Source organism: Streptomyces carminius (genome assembly GCF_002794255.1).
Taxonomy (GTDB): Bacteria; Actinomycetota; Actinomycetes; order Streptomycetales; family Streptomycetaceae; genus Streptomyces; species Streptomyces carminius.
Map to the genome: position 1 here is coordinate 31,114 of NZ_PGGW01000071.1, position 19,626 is coordinate 50,739.

The window sequence follows — 19,626 nt, forward strand, 5'->3', positions numbered from 1 at the left end:
GCCCGGCGGCGGAAGGACTCCCTCGATGACCCGGTACGGCTACTTTCTGGCCAGTGAGGACCACGGACCGAAGGCACTGGTCGAGCAGGCCCGGATGGCCGAGGAGGCCGGGTTCGAGGCCCTGTGGATCTCCGACCACTACCACCCCTGGACCGGCGTCCAGGGCCACAGTCCGTTCGTCTGGTCCGTCATCGGCGCGCTCTCCCGGGAGGTGTCGCTCCCGGTGCAGACCGCGGTCACCTGTCCGACCGTGCGCACCCATCCGGCGGTGGTCGCCCAGGCCGCGGCCACCAGCGCCCTGCTGCTGGACGGCCGCTTCCGGCTGGGGGTGGGCAGCGGCGAGGCGCTGAACGAGCACATCCTGGGGGATCCCTGGCCGCGGGCCGCGGTGCGGCTGGAGATGCTGGAGGAGGCCGTCGGGATCATCCGCCGGCTGCTGACCGGTGCGGAGGTCAGCCACCGGGGCAGGCACTACACGGTGGAGAACGCCCGGCTGTACGACGTGCCCGAGCAGCCGGTCCCGGTGGACGTCTCCGGCTTCGGTCCGGCCGCGATCGAACTGGCCGGACGGATCGCCGACGGCTTCATCACGACGATGCCGGACGCCGAGGGCCTGGCCCGCTTCCGCGCGGCCGGCCGGGAGGACGGCCGGGAGGACGGCCAAGAGGGTGACGGGGGCAGGCCCGCCTTCGCCGGGACGAAGGTCTGCTACGGCACCGACCGCGACGAGGCGCTGCGCACCGTCCACCACCGCTGGCCGAACATGTTCCTGCCCGGCGAGCTGGGGCAGGTGCTGCCCACCCCCGCCCACTTCGAGCAGGCGTCGCAGCTGGTGACCCGGGAGCGGGTGGCACGGGCCGGCCTGCCGCTCGGCGACGACCCGGAGGAGCACACCAAGGCCCTGAAGGAGTTCGCCGACGCCGGGTTCGATGTGGTGTACGTCAACCAGATCGGCCCCGACCTGCGCGGATTCTTCGACTTCTACCGAACCGAGGTACTGCCGCGGCTGACCGGATGACCGGTCGGCCGCGGCGGAGGAGAGGAGCCCACTGTATGAGCGAGAAGGTGTCCGACCGCGTGCTCTCCCGGCTGCGCGAGTGGGGAGTGGAGTACGTCTTCGGCTATCCCGGGGACGGCATCAACGGTCTGCTCGCCGCCTGGGAGAGGGCCGGGAACCGGCCCCGTTTCATCCAGTCCCGGCACGAGGAGATGTCCGCCTTCGAGGCCGTGGGCTACGCCAAGTTCAGCGGCCGGGTCGCGGTGTGCGCCGCCACCTCCGGCCCCGGGGCGATCCATCTGCTCAACGGCCTGTACGACGCCAAGCTGGACCACGTCCCGGTGGTGGCGATCGTCGGCCAGACCAACCGCAGCGCCATGGGCGGCTCCTACCAGCAGGAGGTCGACCTCCAGTCCCTCTTCAAGGACGTGGCCTCCCCGTTCGTGGAGACCGTCAACGTTCCCCAGCAGCTGCCGAACGTGCTGGACCGGGCGATCCGCACGGCGTACTCCCGCCGCTGCCCCACCGCCGTGATCATCCCGGCGGACGTGCAGGAGCTGGACTACGAGCCGCCCTCGCACGAGTTCAAGATGGTGCCCTCCAGCCTGGGGATGAGCGAATACTCGACCGCCCCGTCGGACGAGGCGCTCCGGCGCGCCGCGGAGGTCCTCAACGCGGGCGAGAAGGTCGCCCTGCTGGTCGGCCAGGGCGCCCGGGGGGCGCGTGCCGAGGTGGAGCAGGTCGCCGACCTGCTCGGCGCCGGGGTCGCCAAGGCGCTGCTGGGCAAGGACGCGCTGCCCGACACGCTGCCGTACGTCACCGGCGCCATCGGCCTGCTGGGCACCCGGCCCAGCTACGAGCTGATGCGCGACTGCGACACCCTGCTGACGGTCGGCTCGAACTTCCCCTACACCCAGTTCATGCCGGAGTTCGGGCAGGCCCGCGCGGTGCAGATCGACATCGATCCGCACATGATCGGGCTGCGCTACCCGTACGAGGTGAACCTCGTCGGCGACGCCCGCGCCACGCTCCGGAGGCTGCTGCCGATGCTGGAGCGCAAGACGGACCGCTCCTGGCAGGAGGGGATCGTCTCGAACGTGGAGCGCTGGTGGCAGGTGATGGACCGGCAGGCGCAGGTCGAGTCCGATCCGGTCAACCCGCAGTACGTGGCCCACTGCCTGGACCCGTTGCTGCCGGAGAACGCGATCCTGTCCGCCGACTCGGGCTCGGCCACCAACTGGTACGCCCGCCACATCCGGATGCGCGGCGACATGCGCGGTTCGCTGTCGGGGACGCTGGCCACCATGGGCTGCGGCGTGCCGTACGCGATCGGCGCGAAGTACGCCCACCCGGACCGCCCGGTGATCGCGCTGGTGGGCGACGGTGCCATGCAGATGAACGGGATGGCCGAGCTGATCACCCTGGCCAAGTACCGCTCCGAGTGGAGCGACCCGCGGCTGGTGGTGGCGGTGTGGAACAACCAGGACCTCAACCAGGTCACCTGGGAGATGCGCGCGATGAGCGGCTCGCCGCAGTTCCTGCCCTCCCAGCAGATTCCCGACGTGTCCTACGCGCGTTTCGCCACCTCGCTGGGCCTGACCGGCATCCGGGTGGAGAAACCGGAGGACGTCGAGCGCGGCTGGCGGGAGGCGCTGGCGGCCGACGGCCCGGCGGTCGTGGAGTTCCTGACCGACCCGGCGATGCCGCCGATCCCGCCGCACGCCACCTGGGACCAGATGGAGGCGACGCTCACGTCGATCCTCAAGGGCGACTCCGACCGCTTCTCGATGATCACGCAGGGGGTCAAGGCGAAGGCCCAGGAGTTCCTGCCGGGAGGCGGCGGCCCGCGGCGCGACGGCTGACCGGGCCGTCGGGAGGGGCCGTCCGCGCGGGACGGCCCGCGCCGCCCGAAGACGGGGGGTGTGGAGGGGGTGCGGCCCTCCACACCCCCTCCTTTCGTGCTCCTCGGTTCTCCTCGCGCCCCTCCGCGCTCCTCTTCGGGTCCGCGCTCTTCGGGCTCCCTCGCGCCCACGCCCCGCGGCTCTCAGGGCTCAGGGCTCAGGGCTCAGGGCCTCTCAGGACAGCAGACCGCCGAGCCCGATGCCGTTGGCCAGGCTCTCCAGCTCCTTCAGTGCCCGGCGGGCGTGCTGGGCGGTCTCCGGGTCGTGCTCGGGCAGCCCACTGGCCTCGAACTCGTCCTCGTCCAGGCGCAGCACCGCGGTCCGGTCGCCCGACACCCACAGGTCCAGTTCCAGGTCCCGGCTGGTCAGCGTGGTACCGGAGACGGTGACGGGCCGGGTGATGTCGCAGTACCAGCCCTTGAGGCCGCCGTCCGGGGCGCGCACCTCCTTCACCGAGAACCAGCGGTCGCGCCAGTAGTGCTCGGTGAAGACGTCGCCCTGCTCGAAGCGGACGAACCCGAAGTCCCGTACCGGCGGTCCGGCCCAGGGGCCCCGGACCACCGCGTGGACACCGTCGTCGCGTTCCACCGTCGCGGGGTAGCGCACCTGCCGGTCATGGGACTTGAGCAGGACGACGGTCACTTCGTCGCCCGGTGTCAGGACGGTCGTGTCCGCCGGGGAGGTTCGACTCATGTCCCCACCCTCCCCCGTGCGCACGGAGGCGCGCACGGGGTTTTCGGTGTTCGCGGCGTCCCCGGACTCCCCGGACTCCCCGGGCCGCGGTGGCCGGAGCGCCATTACCGCGCTCCCCCGCCCTCCGGGTCCTCGCCGCTGCCGGGGTCCTCGGCGCTTCCGGCGTGTCCGGAGTCGTCGTCCCCGGGGGTCCCGGCCTCCCCGGGTCGCTTCCGGGCCCGTCCCACCGGTCCCGCCGGCGGGACCCTCGGCGGGGTCGCGGGCTGCTCGGGTGCCTCGCCGGGGACCAGGTCCGCGGGGGAGACCCGCGGCCCCTCCCCGCCGGTTCCGTCTCCCTGCCGGTCAGGCTTCCTGTCGGGGTTCCTGTCACTCATACGGCCCGCGTACCCGGGGCGGCCCACCGCTAACGGCCGCCCGTACGGCCCCGGACGCGGGGCGGCCCCGGACGCGGAGGGGCCCCGGGCACGGTCCCTGACCTCCGTGCCCGGAGCCCTCTCATTCCCCCACAGGGCCGCTCGCTCGGCCGCGCTCCGGGTGCCCCCGCCCCGAAGGGGCAAACACCCGCCTTATCGGATTCTTCCTACGCGTTCCGGGCGTCTCTCCCGGGCGTCCCGGCGGGTCCCGCCTCCCTCACTCGGTCCGCGCCCGGGCTCCCTCCCGGGTGCGGCCCGCCGAGACCGCGCGGTCCGGATGCCGTCGCAGGTACTCGGCCTCCAGCTCGGCGGTGCGCCTGGTGTGCGCCTCCAAGGCGTCGGAGGAGCCGTGCAGCAGGGTGTCGTGCCGGGTGCGGTGCAGGGACTGCAGCTCCTCCAGCAGCTGGCTGTCGGACAGCTTCTCCGGATCGATTCCCATGGCCCGTGACCTCGCTTCGCTGTCGTCGGGGGTCCTTGTCCAGTCGTTGCCCAGATCTCTCCCCGACACGCGTTCCCCGTCATTCGGCATTGGTCACTTCGTGTCTTTCGCACCACTTCGGGTACCTGGTTCGAGATCCCGCCACCCACAGAGGAGGGAGACGTGACTCCACCCACGCGTGAACGCGCGGGCTTCCTGCGTCGGCGGCTAGGCCGCCGCGCAGAGGGCCAGCCCGGCCCTGTTGAGGACGTTCGTCGCGCCGACGTGGTCCGCGTTCGCCGCGAACCCGCACGCCGTGCACCGGAACCTTGCTTGGGTGACGCGGTTCTCCTTCGCTACGTGTCCGCATGCGGGGCATGTGCGGGAGGTGTTGCGCGCGTCCACGGGAACCGTGCGGCGACCGGCGCTCTCAGCCTTGTTCGCCAGGATTTTGAGGAACTGCGCCCAGCCCGTGTCGAGGATGCTGCGGTTGAGCCCGGCCTTCGCGGCGGCACCGTTGGGCAGGAAGCCGCTGGGCCGGTCGGGGTCGGGTCTGGGTGCGGGGGCTTTGGTCATGCCCGCGGTGTTCAGCCGCTCGTGCGCGATCACGTCGTGGCCGGTGACCAGCGCGCGGGCGGTCTTGTGGTGGAAGTCGGTGCGCTGACGCCGGATCTTGCCGTGCAGCTTGGCGACCTTCCGGGCCGCGGCACGGTGTGCCTTGGTGCGCTGCCGGATCCGCTGGGGGAACGTCGCGAGGTGGCGCTGCGCCTGGGCCAGTTCGTCGGCCATCGCGGTAAGGAAGCGCGGGTTGGCGACGTGCTCGCCGCCGGAGGTGGTCAGGAAGTGGACGGTGCCCATGTCGATACCGACACTTCTCCCGGTGGGCGGCAGCTCCTCAGCGGGCACCTGGTCGCAGGCGAGGACGACGTACCAGCGGTTGCCTTCGCGCTTGACGGTGATCGTCTTGACGCGGCCCTGTACGGGCCGGTGCCGGTGCACGCGGACGTGCCCGACACCCTGGAGGCGGACGCGGGTCTGCGCATCGTGCGGGGTGGAGTCCCAGCGGCAGCCGTCACCGTCCTTGGGAAAGGTGACGGTGTCGAAGTGCCCTGCGCCCTTGAACCTGGGGTAGCCCGGAGTCTGCCCGGCCCTGACGCGGCGGAAGAACGCGGCGAACGCTTTGTCCAGGCGCCGCAGGGTGGCCTGCTGGGAGGAGAAGGACCAGCGGCCCTGCCGCTCCGGGTCGAATGCGCGGATGCTTTTGAGCTGGGCGGACTGGTCGCCGTACTTGATGCTCGTCTTCGAGGTGTGCCGGTAGGCGTCGCGCCGCTCTTGAAGGGCGCCGTTGTAGAGCGAGCAGTGGTCGCGCAGCATCTCACCCAGTGCGACCGTCTGACGGGCCGTGGGGCGCAGGAGGAACTTGTACGCGCGGATCACCGCTCACGCCTCCGCTCGGTGCGGAGTCCTTCGACAAGGAGCACGCACGCGGCAGCGTTGATCGAGATGCCTACGCGCTCGGCGTACGCCTCGATCTGCCGCTTCAAGTCCGGGGGCACACGTAGGTTCAGCGACTCCCGGCGGTCACCTCTCGCCACAGCCAAGATGCTACCACTTTGCGGCTATGCGCCGAGGACGGAAGCGGAGCGGGCTCCGGCGCTGCGCGCCTCCGGCCCGAGGACGAAATTCCCCCTCCGGCTAAAGCCGGAGGTCCCCTTTCGAAAGGAAAGCTGATGGAACTCGGATTCCTGAGCCCGGTCTTCGAACGGCCCGGCCCGTGGGCCTCGGTCTACTTCGCCACCCCTACCGCCACCGAGGACTCGGCCGCCCGCCATGAACTCGGCGTCCGCGAGACCTGCGACCGCCTGAGGAGCCAGGGCGCCGACGAACCCACCTGCCGGGCGGTCCGCGACGCGCTCCTGGCGCTGCCCCGCACCTCCCGGCCGGCCGGGAGGGCGCTGTTCGCCACCGGGGGCGAGGTGGTGCTGGACACGGAGCTGGCCGCGCCGCCACCGGGGGGCGCGGAGGCCACCTGGAGCCTGCTCCCCCACACCGGTCCCCTGCTGCGGCTGCTGGACACGGCGCCGACCGCCCTGGTGGCCCGGCTGGACCGCACCGGGGCGGACCTGGAGCTGCGCGGTCCGTTCGGCTCCCGGGAGGTGGGCCAGATCCAGGGCGAGGAACGCCCCCTGCACCAGACCCCGTCCGCTTCCTGGAGCGAGCGGCACCACCAGAACGCGGTGGAGAACACCTGGGAGCACAATGCCGGGCTCATCGCGGAGGAACTGCGCAAGTGCCGCGCCGAGACCGGCGCCGAGCTGGTGGTGCTGGCCGGGGACGACCGCGAGTGCCACGCCGTGCGGGACCGGCTCGCCCCCCAGTTGCAGGGCGCGTCCGTCATCGCCGGGCACGGGGTCCGCGCGCCGGGCCGCAATGAGGCGGCGGGCGAGCGGAAGCTGGTGGCGGAGGTGGAGGCGGTCCGGGCCGGGGAACTGCGCCGCCGCACCGCCGAGGTCATGGAGCGGTTCCAGGCCGCACGGGTGCCGACCGACGACGGGAGGGTGGGTGCCGCCGAGGGGGTGCCCGCGCTCGTCGACGCGGCCCGCGAGCACCGGATCGCCGCACTGCTGGTCCGCCCCGACGGCCCCGATCTGCACCGCGAGGTGTGGGTGGGCCGGGATCCGGACCAGGTGGCGGCGCGGCGCGGTGATCTGACGGCCCTGGGCGGCGACCCCGTCGGCGCCCGCGCCGACGACGCGCTGCTGCGGGCGGCCGTGGCGACCGGCGCCGAGGTGATCTCCGTGGCACCGCTCGCCGACGAGCCGGGCACTCCCGAGGGACTGCCCGTGGGCGGGCTCGGCGCGCTGCTGCGCTGGCCGTACGGCGGGCCGCCGGCGGAGGGCGCGACGGGTGGTTCGGCACCGGCGGCATAGCGCGCCCGACGGACCTAGTGTCCATATAATGGAATGAATTTGCTCGGATGGCGAGACGCGGCGGTACGTTGGGCACATGTCGAGACCTGACGCCGTGTACACGCACGGCCACCACGAGTCCGTACTGCGCTCCCACCGGTGGCGTACCGCCGCCAACTCCGCCGCCTATCTCCTCGATTCGCTGGCCCCGGGCCGGTCGGTGCTGGACGTGGGCTGCGGCCCGGGCACCATCACCGCCGACCTGGCCGCCCTGGTGGCGCCCGGCACGGTGACGGCGGTGGACGCCGCCGAGGGCGTGCTGGACGAGGCGCGCGCCGCCGTCGCCGCCCGGGGCCTGACGAACGTGCGCTTCGTGCGGGCCGATGTCATGGCCCTGGACTTCCCCGCCGGCTCCTTCGACGTCGTCCACGCCCACCAGGTCCTCCAGCACCTCGCCGATCCGGTGGGGGCGCTGCGGGAGATGCGCCGGGTGTGCCGCCCGGGCGGGGTGGTCGCGGCCCGGGACTCCGACTACGGGGCGATGTTCTGGTACCCGGAGGTGCCCGGCCTGTCGGAGTGGCGGGAGCTGTACCGGCGGGTGGCCCGGGGCGCCGGCGGTGAACCGGACGCCGGCCGCAGGCTGCTGTCCTGGGCCCACCGCGCGGGCCTCACCGGAGTCACCGCCTCCGCGGGTGTCTGGTGCTTCGCCGACGAGGCCGACCGGGCCTGGTGGAGCGGGCTGTGGGCGGACCGCACGGTCGCCTCCTCCTACGCCTCCCTCGCCGTCGGGGGCGGGCACACGGACCGGGCCGGGCTGGAGCGCGTGGCCGCCGCCTGGCGGGAGTGGGGCGCGCATCCGGACGGCTGGTTCTCCGTACCGCACGGGGAGATCCTGTGCCGGGTGTGACGGGCGTGCCCGGGCGGGGCGTGCCTGACACCGTACGCGCCCCCAACTAGGCTCGTCCGCATGGAGATTCTGGGGACTTCACTGCGGGTGTGTGTCGACGACCTCGACGCGGCGGTGGGGGTGTACGAGCGGCTCACCGGCGCCGAGGCCATGCGGTTCGCGCAGGGGCCCGTGTCGGCGGCGGCGGTCGGCCCCTTCCTGCTGATGAGCGGCCCGCCCGGACCGATGGAGGTGCTGCGCAAGGTGGCCGCCACCCTGGCGGTGCCCAGCGTGGACGAGGCGGCGGACACCCTCAAGGCGGTGGGTGCCGAGATCATCGCGGGCCCGGCACAGAGCCCGATCGGCCGGAACCTGGTGGCCCGCCACCCCGACGGCTCGGTCTTCGAGTACGTCGACCGCCGGGAGGCGTGACGGGTTCTCCTCCCGGACCGCGCCGGAGGACGAGGGGCGGGACGGCCGGGCCGCCCCGCCCCTCCTGCCGTGACCGGCGCGCACACCGGGCCGGGCCGGAACGCGCCGGACCGGACCGGGTCAGGAGACCTCGACGACGACCTTCCCCCGGGTGTGGCCGGACTGGCTGTGCCGCCACGCCTCGGCGGCCTGCTCCAGCGGCACCGCCCGGTCGACGGCGACCGTCAGCTTCCCGGCGTCCGCGAGGTCGGCCAGCGCGGTGAGGTCGTCCCGGTCCGGCCGGACGAACAGGTAGCGCCCGCCCTTCTGCAGCACTCCCGGGTCGATGACCGACAGCACCTTCGACCGGTCCTTCAGCACCTGCTGCGAGACGTCGATCGCCTCGCCGCCGACGAAGTCGAAGGCCGCGTCCACACCCTCGGGCGCCAGCTCGCGGACCCGGTCCGCCAGCCCGTCGCCGTAGACCACCGGCTCGGCGCCCAGCTCCCGCAGGTAGCCGTGGTTGCGCTCACCGGCGGTGCCGATGACCCGGGCGCCGCGGGCGGCGGCGAGCTGCACGGCGAACGAGCCGACCCCGCCGGAGGCGGCATGGACCAGCACCGTGTCGCCCTCGCCGACGCCGAGCCGGTCCAGCGACTGGTACGCGGTCAGCCCGGCCAGCGGCACCCCCGCCGCCTGCTTCCAGTCCAGCGCGGCGGGCTTGCGGGCCAGGGTCCGCACCGGCGCGGCGACCAGCTCGGCGCAGGTGCCGTGCTGGGCCCAGTCCTTGCGGACGTAGCCGATCACCTCGTCCCCGGGGGCGAACTCCGTCGCGTCGGGCCCGGTCCGCTCCACGACGCCCGCCACGTCCCAGCCGGGGACCAGCGGGAAGTGCGCGTCGATGATCTGGTCCAGGTATCCGGCGCCGATCTTCCAGTCGACCGGGTTCACCCCGGCCGCCTTCACCCGTACCAGCACCGAGTCCGGGCCGACCTTGGGCTCGGGCAGCTCCATGAGTTCCAGGTCGTCGGGTCCGCCGTAGTTGTTCAGTGCGATTGCCTTCATGCTCAGTCCAATGCCGTGGCCGCGATGATCGTTCCGTCCTCTGCCCCGTACGCCTTCCCGGCCGGACGGAACCGGATGCGGCCGTCCGCCATCCGCGGCTATCTGCGGCGGACGAGGTACATCCCGGCCAGCACCCCGACCACGCCCGGGATCAGCAGCGCCGCCCACAGCGGCATGGTGACCACCGGGACCAGCAGCCGCACCCGGACCTGCTCGGTGTTCTGGAAGACGAAGACCAGGGCGAGGACGGTCAGGAGCAGCACCGCCAGCCTGCCGGGCGTCACGAAGCCGCGCCCGCCGCCGTCCGCGTCCCGCCCGCCGCCTCTCCTGCTGTGCGCCATGGACCCAGCCTGGGGGCGCGGGGCACGGGCCGCCCGGTGAACCGCCCCTACGGGGGGCCCGGATCGGCCGGACGGGGGACGGCCACCGCGACGGCCGCCGCGTACCCCTCGGGGACCGGGACGTCGGCCAGGGACCAGCCGGGCACCTCGGCGGGCACCGCGAGGGTGCCGACGTAGGTGACGTCCGGGGCCTCGCCCAGCCCGGTGCCGGTGCCCTTGAGGTACGCCTCCTTCCTGGTCCAGCAGCGGGCGAAGGCGGCCGGGCGGCCGGCGGCCGGCAGCGCGCCGATCTCGGCGCGCTCGCGCGGGTGGAGGGCGCCGGCCGTCTCGGCGACGGCGCGGGCCGAGGGATGCTTCTCCACGTCCGCCCCCACCGGCGCGTCGTCGAAGGCGAGCAGCACCACATCGCCCGCGTGCGACAGCGAGAAGTGCACCGGGTTGCCGGGCACCGCCGGCCGGCCGTGCGGCCGGGCGCACAGCGGGCACGGCTCCCGGACGAAGGGCACGTCGGCGGGAGCCGTGCCCAGGTGGGCGGCGAGCTCGTGCCGCAGGGCGGTGTGCGCGACGCGGTAGCGGTCGCGGTCGGCCTCGCGCAGGAACGCCGCGGCACGGGCCCGCTCCTCCTCGGACAGGACCGCGCCGTCGCGCGCCGCGGCCGCGTGCTCGGACACCCGCAGGACGTGCAGTTTCAACGCTTTCCTCCACGGGGCGGACGGATCGGGCGGGACGGTGCGCGGGTCAGGGACGCCGCAGGCAGGTGTAGGTGCCGAACAGGCGCCCCTCGTACTCCGCCTCCACTATCTCGAAACCGGCCTGCTCCAGCATCGGTTCCAGCAGCCAGCGGAAGGTGCTGTACTCCGTGCGCAGGTGCTCGGTGTAGTCCGCACGGGTGTAACCGCGCTCCGGGTCGTCCGCCGCACCGGCCAGCCACCGCGCCACGACGGCACCGGTCTCGGCGGGAGGGCAGTCCAGGACCAGGTCGCGCAGCCGGAGCACGCCGCCGGGCCGCAGCAGGGCCGCGATCCGGGCCAGGGCCACCGCCTTGAAGAGGTCGGGCAGCTGGTGGAGGGCGTGCCGGGTGTGCACGGCGTCGGCGGGCGGTCCGGGGTGCCGGTAGGTGAGGAACCCGGCCCGTACGCACGCCACGTTCCCCGCCCCCGCCGCGGCGGCCCGCTCCCTCAGGTGCGCCAGCATCGCGGGCGAGACGTCCACGGCCACCACCCGGGCGAACTCCCGGGCCGCCGCCAGCGCGAACCGGCCGGTACCCGCGCCCAGGTCCACCACGGTGGCGTCCTCCCCCACGCCGTGCCGGCGCAGCGCGGCCACGTCCGGCGCGGGGTCGGGGTGCCCCTGCTTGCGGTCGAAGCCCGCGACGAAGGCTGCGTCCAGATGCTCGGGGCCGGCGTACGCCGCCTCGTCGATCATCCAGGGCTCGGGGTCGGTTCCGGGGTCGGCTGCCACGGGGTGATCCTGGCACGGGCGTCGCACGGGCGGCCAGGCGTTTTCCGCCGCACTCCCGGCAGACCGACAGGCCATCCCCTTCCCGCCATCGATGCACGACCCATCCATCCGCTACTGTGCCGCTTCGACGGGGTGGGTGGCCGCACCGGTGCGGCCAGGACACAAGAAAACAGGGTGCGGTATGAGATCGCGTCGAATATGGGGCACGGGCGCCGCGGTGGCGGCGGGGGTCGCGGGGGTGCTGGTGGCCCAGGGAGTGATCGGTTCTCCCGTGGGGGGCGCCGGTGACGACGGGAAGAGCGGCGGGACGGGGAAACCGGTCCGGTCGGGAATCCACTCGGCCGCGCTGAAGGTGGCCGGTGACGGCCGCAGCGCCGAGTCGGGCAGGCGGGACGTCAAGCCGTTCAGCATGCTGGGGGTGACCTGGACCGACCCCGGAGCCCGGGTCGAGGGCACGGTCGAGGCGCGGACCCGCGCCGCCGGGACCGGGAAGTGGTCCGGCTGGCTGGTGCTGGACGGCGACAGCGGACAGGGCGAGTCCGGCGCCGGACGCGGTGGCACCGAGCCCGCCTGGGTGGGCCCCTCCGACGGCGTCGAGGTGCGGGTGCGGAGCGGGGGGAAGTCCACCGCCGGGCTGCCCGAGGGCCTGCGTCTGGACATGGTCGACCCCGGCGGCGTCACCGTCACGGACCTGGAACCGGCCGCGTTCACCGAGGACGAGCCCACCGGCCCGGCCACCGGCGAGCCCACCGGCACGGAGCCGACCGGCCCGGCCGAGCCCGCCGAGCCGTCACCCGGAGAGGCGTCCCCGCAGGAGCCGGAGCCGGACGCGACCGACGGCGCACCGGCCACGGACACCCCTCCGGCGAGCGAGGCGCCGACGAGCGCACCCCCCGCCACCTCCGCCCCGCCGACCGCGACGGGCGAGCCGTCCACGACGGCGAGCCCGTCCCCCTCGGTGAGCGTCCCGCCCGCGCCGCCGTCCACCGCGCCCCGGCCGCCGGTGACCGCCCGCGCGGGCTGGGGGGCGGACGAGTCGATCAGCCCGGAGGAGCCCGGTTACCTGCCCGACGGCAAGGTGAAGGCGGTGACCGTGCACCACACCGCCGAGTCCAACTCCTACACCTGCGACCAGGCCCCGGCGGTGGTGCGCGGCATCTACGCGTACCACGTCAGGACGCTGGGCTGGAAGGACATCGGCTACAACTTCCTGGTCGACAAGTGCGGAAAGATCTACGAGGGCCGCAAGGGCGGTGTGGACCGCCCGGTGATGGGCGCGCACGCCTACGGCTTCAACTCCGAGACCACCGGCATCTCGGTCCTGGGCACCTACACCGGCACCTCGGCCTCCACCGCCGCACTGACCTCGGTGGCCCGGATCGCCGCCTGGAAGCTGGGCCAGTACGGCGTCGCCCCGTCCGCCACCGTCACCCTCACCGCCGGTGACTCCGGGCGCAACTACGCGGGCAGGACCTGGGCCAAGGGCGCCAGGCTCTCCTTCCCCGCCGTCCACGGGCACCGTGACGGCTACAACACCCAGTGCCCCGGCGACCGGCTCTACGGCCAGCTGTCCACCATCCGCGCCTACGCCGCCGGGCCCCCCACCGGCCTGGCCCTCACCTCCGTCACCGGCGCCGGAAAGGCGGGCACCGCCTACTACACCAGGGCCGCCGTGACGGTGGGCTGGAAGGCGAGCACCCCCGCCACCCTGCTCACCCGCTACGAGCTGCTGGTGGACGGCAAGGTCGTCGCCACCGCCGCGAACACCGCCGCCTCGGCCAAGGCCACCCTGCCGGCGGGCACCCACAAGGTGGCCGTCCGCGCGGTCCACGTCTCCGGCAGGTCCGCCACTTCCGCGGCCGCCACCGTGGTCGCCGAGACCACCGCGCCCATCTTCACCACCAAGCCGAACCTCGTCCTGCGCACCGGCACGGTCAACACCGCCGCCGTCCCCCTCACCCTGCGCTGGAAGGCGTCCGACAACGCCGCGCTGAAGGAGGTGAAGCTGACCAAGCCGGTGGCCAGGACCTACGGGCCGACCACCACCAGCGCCTCCCACACCGCCAGGTCCGGCACCGCCACCGCCTGGTCGCTGACCGTCCGCGACCAGGCCGGCAACGCCGCCACCGCCTCGGTGACCGGCACCCCGGTGATCCTCCAGGAGTCCTCGGCGAAGAAGTCCGGCACCTGGAGCACCCGGTCCTCCAGCAGCTACCTGGGCGGTAAGTCCTACTCCAGCTCCGCCAGGAACGCCTCGCTGACCTGGACCTTCACCGGACGCTCGGCCGCCTGGACGGTATCCCGCGCCTCCTCCTCCGGCCAGGTCCACGTCTACGTCGACGGCGTCAAGGCCGCCACGGTGGACCTGAAGTCGTCCACCACCAAGTACCGCCAGGCGATCTGGACCAAGTCCTGGACGAGCAGCGGGAAGCACACGGTGAAGATCGTGGTCGTCGGCACCAAGGGCCGGCCCACCATCACCACCGACGGCCTCGTCTACCTCAAGTAGGCAGGCGGACACCGCCGTCCGGGCTACCGGGCGCGGGGCGCGTGGCGGGCCGTGTGCTCGGCGAACGGCGCGATGCCGACCCGGGCACGCAGTGCGTCCACCCGCTCCGGGTCGGGGTCGGCGCACGGCCAGGGCACGGGGGCGCCGTCGCGCACCCCCGCGGTCCGGGTGCCGTAGAGCTGCGGGCGGCCCTCGTTGACCAGGACCCGGTCGGTGAGGAAGGCCAGGTGACGCCGGTCCGCCCCGCCCCGCTCCACCGCCTCCCCCAGCAGCCGCAGCGCCCGGCGCTGGACTCCGAGTTGGTGGTCGGCGTGCTGGGCGACGCGCCAGGCGGCGGTGGCGGCCGCCGCACCGACCGCGGCGGCGGTCGGCCGGCCGTACTCGTCCATGATCCGGTCCAGCCGGTCGCCGTGCTCGGCGGTCAGCCGCCGCCAGGCAAGTTGTCCGGCGAAGTCCTCGCTGTGCGCCGACGGCGCCGCACGGGTCTGTTCCTCCCCCGTCGCGCGCAGCTCCGCCGCCAGTTCGGCCAGTTCCGCCGGCTCCGCCACGCTCCTGCCCTCCGTGTCCGTACGGCACTTCCGTCCGGTGCCGACGGTAGCCGCCGGGGACGGCGGAAAGATCGTTCCGGGGAACGGTGACGGCGGGGCCCGGAGCCGCGAGAATGGAGGTACGCCCGGCGGACGTACGCGCTCCCGCTCCGGGCCCCCGCCGTCACACGGGCAGCCCCGGATCAGGCGGCGAAGCCGCCGTCCACCGCGATGGCCGCGCCGGTGAGGTAGCCGCCCTGGGCCCCGGCCAGATGCGCCACCGTCGCGGCGATCTCCTCCGGACGCCCGTAGCGGCCGAGTGCCGTCAGGACCCGCTGGGCCTCGGCGCCGGGTCCGTCCGCCGGGTTCATCTCGGTGTCGATCGGGCCGGGGTGGAGGAGATTGGCGGTGATGCCGCGCGAGCCGAGCTCCCGGGCCAGGGCCTTGGTCAGACCGGTCAGGGCGGCCTTGCCGGTGGCGTAGAGGGTGCCGCCGGGGAAGGCGACGTGCTCGGCCATGCAGCTTCCGATGGTGATGATCCGCCCGCCCTCCCCCAGGTGGGCCGCGGCGGCCCGGCAGGCGAGATAGGTGCCGCGGACGTTGACGTGCAGCACCCGGTCGACGTCCTCCTCGGTCAGTTCCCCGATCGGCCCCAGGACGCCGGCCCCGGCGTTGTTGACCAGGATGTCCAGCCGTCCGAACTCCGCCACCGTGTCCGCCACGGCCGCGCGTACGGCGGCCGGGTCGGCGTTGTCGGCGCGCAGCGCGCGGGCGCGGCGGCCGATCGCCTTGATCTGTTCCACCACCCGCTCGGCGCTCCCGGCGGAGTCCCGGTGCGTGATCGCCACATCGGCGCCGTCCCGGGCGAGGCGGAGTGCCACCGCCGCCCCGATGCCCCGGCTGCCGCCGGTCACCAGGGCCACCTTGCCGTACAGGTCGTTCGTGTCGCTCATGCCGTTCATACCGTTCATACCGTTGATGTCGGTCGTGTTCGTGGACATGACTCGATCCTGGTGCGCCGCGCCCGCGAGGTCCGGCGGCATTCGGACGTCGCGTTCGACGCCATGCCGTACGGCTCCCTACTCTCGGGGCATGTCCGCCGCCGAGTTGGTGCCGCCCGCCCTGCCCGTCGTGCGCACCGTCTCCGGCTATCCGGGCGGCCGGGCGTGGCTGGACCGGCTACCGGGCCTGATCGGGGAGCTGACCGCGCGCTGGGAGCTCACACCCGGCCGGCCGTTCGCCGGCGGCAGTTGCTCCTGGGTGGCGCCGGTGCGGCGGGCGGACGGCTCCCCGGCGGTTCTCAAGATCGGCTGGCCGCACCGGGAAGCGGCCGGGGAGGGCGAGGCGCTGCGGCTGTGGGACGGCCGGGGAGCCGTCCGGCTGTACGAGCACGACCCGGAGCGGTACGCCCTGCTGCTGGAGCGCTGCGAGCCCGGCACCGAACTGGGCGACGCCGACGAACTGCCCGCCGAGGAGCGGCTGGCGCTCGGTGCCAGGGCGCTGCGCGGGCTGTGGGAGGCACCCGTACCGCCCGGCAGCGCGGGGCTGGAGCGGGTGGCGGACGTGACCGCCGCGTGGGCGGGGACGGCCGAGGAGCGGATGGCGCGGCTGTCGCCGCCCGGCTTCGACCCGGCACTGGTGGCGCTGGGGGTGCGGCTGCTGCGCGAGTTGCCCGCCACGGCCGGCCGCGAGGTGGTGGTGCACGGCGACTTCAACCCCGGCAACCTGCTGGCCGCGGGGCGGGGCTGGCTGGCCATCGACGCCAAGCCGATGGTGGGCGATCCGCTGTACGACCCCTGGCCGCTGGTCGAGCAGATCGACGACCCCTTCGCCCGCCCCGGCCCGCGCCCGGTGGTCGCCGCCCGGTGCGCGCTGGTCGCCGACGTGCTCGGCGCGGACGTGGCCCGCCTCCAGGCGTGGGCGGTGGCGCGGCGCGTGGAGTCGGCGCTGTGGGCGGTGGACCGGCGGGGAGACCCGGGGGCCGGCGCCGCGATCATGCGCGAGGCACGGATCCTGGCGGACCTGGCGGGGCTGTAGGCCCGGTCGCCGGCCGCTCGGCCGCGGGCCGGGCACGGGCCGGGCGCCTCAGGCCAGCGCGGGCTCCTTCAGGGTCAGGGTACGGGCGTCGGCGTCCAGGGCGGCGGGGACGCCGAGCGGGACGGTCAGGGTGGTGGGGCCGTGGCCGAAGCCCAGCTCCTCCAGCACGGGGACGCCGAGCGGGGCGAGCCGGTCCAGCAGCAGGGGGCGGAGGTCCTCGTAGGGGCCGCAGTCGTGCCAGGAGCCCAGGGCGATGCCCGTCACGCCCGCCAGGATCCCGGAGCGGAGCAGCTGGGTGAGCCAGCGGTCTATGCGGTACGGCTCCTCCCCGACGTCCTCCAGCAGCAGGATGCCGCCGCCGGGCGGGCAGACGGCCGCCCGCCCCGGTACCCCGGCCTCGGTGGCCAGCATCGACAGGCAGCCGCCGAAGGTGGTGCCGAAGGCGCGGCCAGGCACCAGGGCGCGGGCGGCGGGCGAGGTGAGTTCGGTGACCGTCTCCGGTTCCAGGAGGGTGCGGCGCAGGTGCTCCCGGCTCGCGGGGTCCGCCAGGAAGGGGGCGGTGGCGGGCATCGGGCCGTGCACGGTGACCAGGCCCAGCCGGGCGGCGAGTGCCTCGTGCAGCACGGTCAGGTCGCTGTAGCCGACGAAGACCTTCGGGCCGGCAGCCCGCAGCGCCGTCCAGTCCAGCAGGTCCACCATGCGCTGGGTGCCGTAGCCGCCGCGCGCCGCCAGGACCGCGGCGACGGACGGGTCGCACCAGGCGTCGGTCAGGTCGCGGGCGCGGTCGGCGTCGGTGCCCGCGAGGTAGGGCAGGCGCGGGTGGACGTCCAGGACGTGCGGCATGGCCACCGGGTCCAGGCCCCAGCCGCGCAGCACGTCCAGTCCGGCCGCCAGCCGCTCGGCCGGGACCCGCCCGCTGGGCGCCACGACCGCCACCCGGTCGCCGGGGCGCAGCCGCCGGGGCCGTACGGGCGGCACGGGCGGCACGGGCGGGGACTGTGGGGTCACTCGGTCAGCTCCAGTGCCGGCACGTCCCCGCGTTCGAAGCCGAAGACGCGGGCGTACAGGGCGAGTTCGGCCTCGACGGCCCGCGCGACGGTCTCCGCACGCCGGAAGCCGTGGCCCTCGCCCTCGAAGGCGAGGTAGGCGTGCGGCACCCCGCGCCCGGCGACCGCCGCCAGCAGGTGGTCGCACTGGGCGGGCGGGCAGACCGGGTCGTCCAGCCCCTGCAGGAGCAGGAACGGCACCGTGATCCGGTCGGCGCCGCGCAGGGGCGAGCGCTCCCGGTAGCGCTCGGGGTGCTCGGCCGGGGATCCCAGCAGCCCCTCCAGGTACCGCGACTCGAAGTCGTGGGTCCCGCCGCCCGCCCAGTCCTCCGGGTCCAGGACGGGGTAGGCGATGACCCCGCAGGCGTACAGGTCCTCGGCGGCGGGCGAGACGAGGGAGCAGGCGGCGGTCCAGCCGCCCGCGCTGCCCCCGCGCACGGCCAGCCGCGCGGGGTCGGCGGTGCCCTCGGCGGCCAGGGCGCGGGCGACGGCCGCGCAGTCCTCGACGTCGGTCACGCCCCAGCTCCCGCGCAGCCGTTCGCGGTAGGCGCGGCCGTAGCCGGCGGAGCCGCCGTAGTTCACCTCGACCACGCCGATGCCGCGCGAGGTGAAGTAGGCAGTCTCCAGGTCCGGTACGGCCGCCGCCCGCCCGGTGGGGCCGCCGTGGGCGCGGACGACGTACGGCGGCAGCTCCCCCTCGGGCACGGTGTACCTGGGGTTGCGCGGCGAGTACAGCAGGGCGTGGACCTCGCGCCCGCCGGGGCCGCGGACGACGCGTTCGACGGGCTCGGGCAGGTACGCCGGGTCCACCGGACCGGGGGGCGCGGCGCCGACGACCCGGGTGTGGCCGGTGGCCGTGTCCAGCTCCACCACCTCGTACCCGCCGCGCGGTCCCGCGGCGACGCCGGTGACACGGGTGCCGGCGGCGGCCAGGGCGGGGGCCCACTCGGTCCAGGGGCCGGGGACGTCGGCGAGCCGGCCGGTGACCGGGTCCAGGACGCCCAGCCGCAGCGGACCGCGGCCGTGCAGGACGGCGACGGTGCCGTCGGCCAGCGGCGCGAACCACCGGTGGCCGAGCTTCCACAGCGGCCCGCCGAACTCCTCCTCGCGCGGGCACAGGGCGGTGGCCGGGTCATTGAGCCGATACAGGTTCCACCAGCCGCTCGCGTCGCCGCTGAACAGCAGCGTGCCGTCCGCCGCCCAGTCGGCCTGGGCCACCGACTCCGCCTCGCCCCCGGCCACGGCCCGCACCTCCGCCAGGGTGCCCTCCGCGGTGACCTCGGCGAGACGGACCACGGTGCCGTCCCAGGGCATCCGGGGGTGGTCCCAGGCCAGCCAGGCCGCGTGCCGTCCGTCCGGGGAGAGCCGGGGGCCGGTGACGAACCGGTCGGTGCCGTCGGTCAGTTCGCGCACCCGGGAGCGGTCGGCGGCGGCCGAGCCGTCCAGCGGGACGGCCGCGAGCACCCGGCGCACGTCGGTGGGCGCGGGGCCGGTGGACTCCTCCAGCACGCACCACACCTCGCCGCGCGCCACGAGCACCACCGGGTCGGCCCAGCGCGGCCCCTCCCCGGCCGGCGGGAGCGGGGTGAGCGGGTACGGCCGGGCGCCGGGGACGTCCGGCTCCAGGGCGTACATGCGCTGGTCGGCGTGGTGGACGAAGACGACCAGCGGGCCGGCCGCCGGGCGCTCCGCCCCGGCCCAGGGCCGTCCGCCGTACTCGATCACCCGGCTGCGGACGTCCCACGGCGGGGGCAGCACGAACTCCGGCTCCGTTTTCCCGGCGGTCCCGGCGTCCCCGGCGCGCAGCCGCAGCAGCGCCCGGCGTCCGTCCTCGGCGGGGCGGGGCTCGGTCCACCACACCTCCTGCCCCACGGTGTCCACGTACTCCGGGCGGCCGTCGTGCGCGGCGACCAGACGGGCGCCGACCGGGGAGGGCCAGGTGCCGCAGGGAGCGGCGGCGGGGGTCATCGGAGACGGCTCCTCGCGGTTCGGGGACTGGGGACTGGGGACTG

The 19,626-nt window shown here is 74.7% G+C and carries 20 protein-coding genes; 7 read left to right on the forward strand and 13 right to left on the reverse strand.

The annotated features are described in order from the left end of the window. The first annotated feature begins 25 nt into the window (after nt 1-25). Both CUT44_RS31255 and CUT44_RS31260 read left to right on the forward strand, forming a co-directional pair. Nucleotides 26-1,018, forward strand: coding sequence for a TIGR03557 family F420-dependent LLM class oxidoreductase (locus tag CUT44_RS31255; RefSeq protein ID WP_100205380.1), 993 nt, complete (start codon nt 26-28; stop codon nt 1,016-1,018). A 35-nt stretch (nt 1,019-1,053) separates the two neighbouring features. Continuing rightward, nucleotides 1,054-2,859: a thiamine pyrophosphate-requiring protein gene (locus tag CUT44_RS31260; RefSeq protein WP_100205381.1), complete on the forward strand. Its 1,806-nt coding sequence runs from the start codon at nt 1,054-1,056 to the stop codon at nt 2,857-2,859. Nucleotides 2,860-3,072: 213 nt separating this feature from the next. On the opposite strand, the gene CUT44_RS31265 is transcribed toward CUT44_RS31260, so the two are convergent. From CUT44_RS31265 to CUT44_RS35000, 5 genes are all read right to left on the reverse strand, one after another. Next, on the reverse strand, nt 3,073-3,591 hold the full coding sequence (locus CUT44_RS31265; protein ID WP_100205586.1) for a DUF402 domain-containing protein: 519 nt from the start codon (nt 3,589-3,591) through the stop codon (nt 3,073-3,075). Nucleotides 3,592-3,695: 104 nt separating this feature from the next. Further along, nucleotides 3,696-3,965 (reverse strand): hypothetical protein, encoded by a 270-nt coding sequence (locus CUT44_RS31270; protein WP_100205382.1) that lies wholly within the window; start codon nt 3,963-3,965, stop codon nt 3,696-3,698. 256 nt (nt 3,966-4,221) lie between these two features. Beyond that, nucleotides 4,222-4,443 carry a DUF6158 family protein gene (locus tag CUT44_RS31275; RefSeq protein ID WP_100205383.1) on the reverse strand — a complete coding sequence of 74 codons (222 nt, stop codon included), beginning with the start codon at nt 4,441-4,443 and terminating at the stop codon, nt 4,222-4,224. A 207-nt stretch (nt 4,444-4,650) separates the two neighbouring features. Then, on the reverse strand, nt 4,651-5,859 hold the full coding sequence (locus tag CUT44_RS31280; RefSeq protein ID WP_100205384.1) for an RNA-guided endonuclease InsQ/TnpB family protein: 1,209 nt from the start codon (nt 5,857-5,859) through the stop codon (nt 4,651-4,653). Then, nucleotides 5,856-6,017: a toxin-antitoxin system HicB family antitoxin gene (locus CUT44_RS35000; protein WP_158239697.1), complete on the reverse strand. Its 162-nt coding sequence runs from the start codon at nt 6,015-6,017 to the stop codon at nt 5,856-5,858. The genes CUT44_RS31280 and CUT44_RS35000 overlap by 4 nt, the downstream gene beginning before the upstream one ends. A gap of 135 nt (nt 6,018-6,152) precedes the next feature. Here CUT44_RS35000 and CUT44_RS31285 point away from each other — a divergent pair, with 135 nt between their 5' ends. From CUT44_RS31285 to CUT44_RS31295, 3 genes are all read left to right on the forward strand, one after another. After that, a complete protein-coding gene (locus CUT44_RS31285) occupies nt 6,153-7,352 on the forward strand; it encodes a baeRF2 domain-containing protein (RefSeq protein ID WP_100205385.1) in 1,200 nt (399 codons plus the stop codon). A gap of 76 nt (nt 7,353-7,428) precedes the next feature. Beyond that, entirely contained in the window at nt 7,429-8,238 is an 810-nt protein-coding gene (locus CUT44_RS31290; protein WP_100205386.1) for a methyltransferase domain-containing protein, read from the forward strand. A 60-nt stretch (nt 8,239-8,298) separates the two neighbouring features. Then, on the forward strand, nt 8,299-8,649 hold the full coding sequence (locus CUT44_RS31295; protein ID WP_100205387.1) for a VOC family protein: 351 nt from the start codon (nt 8,299-8,301) through the stop codon (nt 8,647-8,649). 120 nt (nt 8,650-8,769) lie between these two features. On the opposite strand, the gene CUT44_RS31300 is transcribed toward CUT44_RS31295, so the two are convergent. From CUT44_RS31300 to CUT44_RS31315, 4 genes are all read right to left on the reverse strand, one after another. Then, nucleotides 8,770-9,693 (reverse strand): NADP-dependent oxidoreductase, encoded by a 924-nt coding sequence (locus tag CUT44_RS31300; protein ID WP_100205388.1) that lies wholly within the window; start codon nt 9,691-9,693, stop codon nt 8,770-8,772. Between the two features lie 98 nt (nt 9,694-9,791). Continuing rightward, nucleotides 9,792-10,034: a DUF1049 domain-containing protein gene (locus CUT44_RS31305; protein WP_100205389.1), complete on the reverse strand. Its 243-nt coding sequence runs from the start codon at nt 10,032-10,034 to the stop codon at nt 9,792-9,794. 47 nt (nt 10,035-10,081) lie between these two features. Continuing rightward, the gene (locus tag CUT44_RS31310; RefSeq protein ID WP_332888302.1) at nt 10,082-10,726 is read right to left on the reverse strand and encodes a 4'-phosphopantetheinyl transferase family protein; all 645 of its coding nucleotides are present in this window, start codon (nt 10,724-10,726) and stop codon (nt 10,082-10,084) included. Nucleotides 10,727-10,772: 46 nt separating this feature from the next. Next, nucleotides 10,773-11,495 (reverse strand): class I SAM-dependent methyltransferase, encoded by a 723-nt coding sequence (locus CUT44_RS31315; RefSeq protein ID WP_199185915.1) that lies wholly within the window; start codon nt 11,493-11,495, stop codon nt 10,773-10,775. 181 nt (nt 11,496-11,676) lie between these two features. On the opposite strand from CUT44_RS31315, the gene CUT44_RS31320 reads away from it, so the two are divergent. Beyond that, nucleotides 11,677-14,004 (forward strand): N-acetylmuramoyl-L-alanine amidase, encoded by a 2,328-nt coding sequence (locus tag CUT44_RS31320; protein ID WP_100205391.1) that lies wholly within the window; start codon nt 11,677-11,679, stop codon nt 14,002-14,004. A 23-nt stretch (nt 14,005-14,027) separates the two neighbouring features. Here CUT44_RS31320 and CUT44_RS31325 read toward each other — a convergent pair whose 3' ends face one another. Next, nucleotides 14,028-14,552, reverse strand: a complete 525-nt coding sequence (locus CUT44_RS31325) for a DUF6624 domain-containing protein (RefSeq protein WP_408646829.1) — start codon at nt 14,550-14,552, stop codon at nt 14,028-14,030. A gap of 182 nt (nt 14,553-14,734) precedes the next feature. After that, nucleotides 14,735-15,484: an SDR family NAD(P)-dependent oxidoreductase gene (locus CUT44_RS31330; protein WP_100205589.1), complete on the reverse strand. Its 750-nt coding sequence runs from the start codon at nt 15,482-15,484 to the stop codon at nt 14,735-14,737. 139 nt (nt 15,485-15,623) lie between these two features. Between CUT44_RS31330 and CUT44_RS31335 the strand changes: the two genes are divergently transcribed. Continuing rightward, nucleotides 15,624-16,568, forward strand: coding sequence for an aminoglycoside phosphotransferase family protein (locus CUT44_RS31335; RefSeq protein WP_100205392.1), 945 nt, complete (start codon nt 15,624-15,626; stop codon nt 16,566-16,568). 48 nt (nt 16,569-16,616) lie between these two features. On the opposite strand, the gene CUT44_RS31340 is transcribed toward CUT44_RS31335, so the two are convergent. Both CUT44_RS31340 and CUT44_RS31345 read right to left on the reverse strand, forming a co-directional pair. After that, nucleotides 16,617-17,576: a S66 peptidase family protein gene (locus tag CUT44_RS31340; RefSeq protein ID WP_233221802.1), complete on the reverse strand. Its 960-nt coding sequence runs from the start codon at nt 17,574-17,576 to the stop codon at nt 16,617-16,619. After that, nucleotides 17,573-19,582 (reverse strand): prolyl oligopeptidase family serine peptidase, encoded by a 2,010-nt coding sequence (locus tag CUT44_RS31345; protein WP_100205394.1) that lies wholly within the window; start codon nt 19,580-19,582, stop codon nt 17,573-17,575. Before CUT44_RS31345 ends, CUT44_RS31340 begins: the two co-directional genes overlap by 4 nt. Nucleotides 19,583-19,626 lie beyond the last annotated feature (44 nt).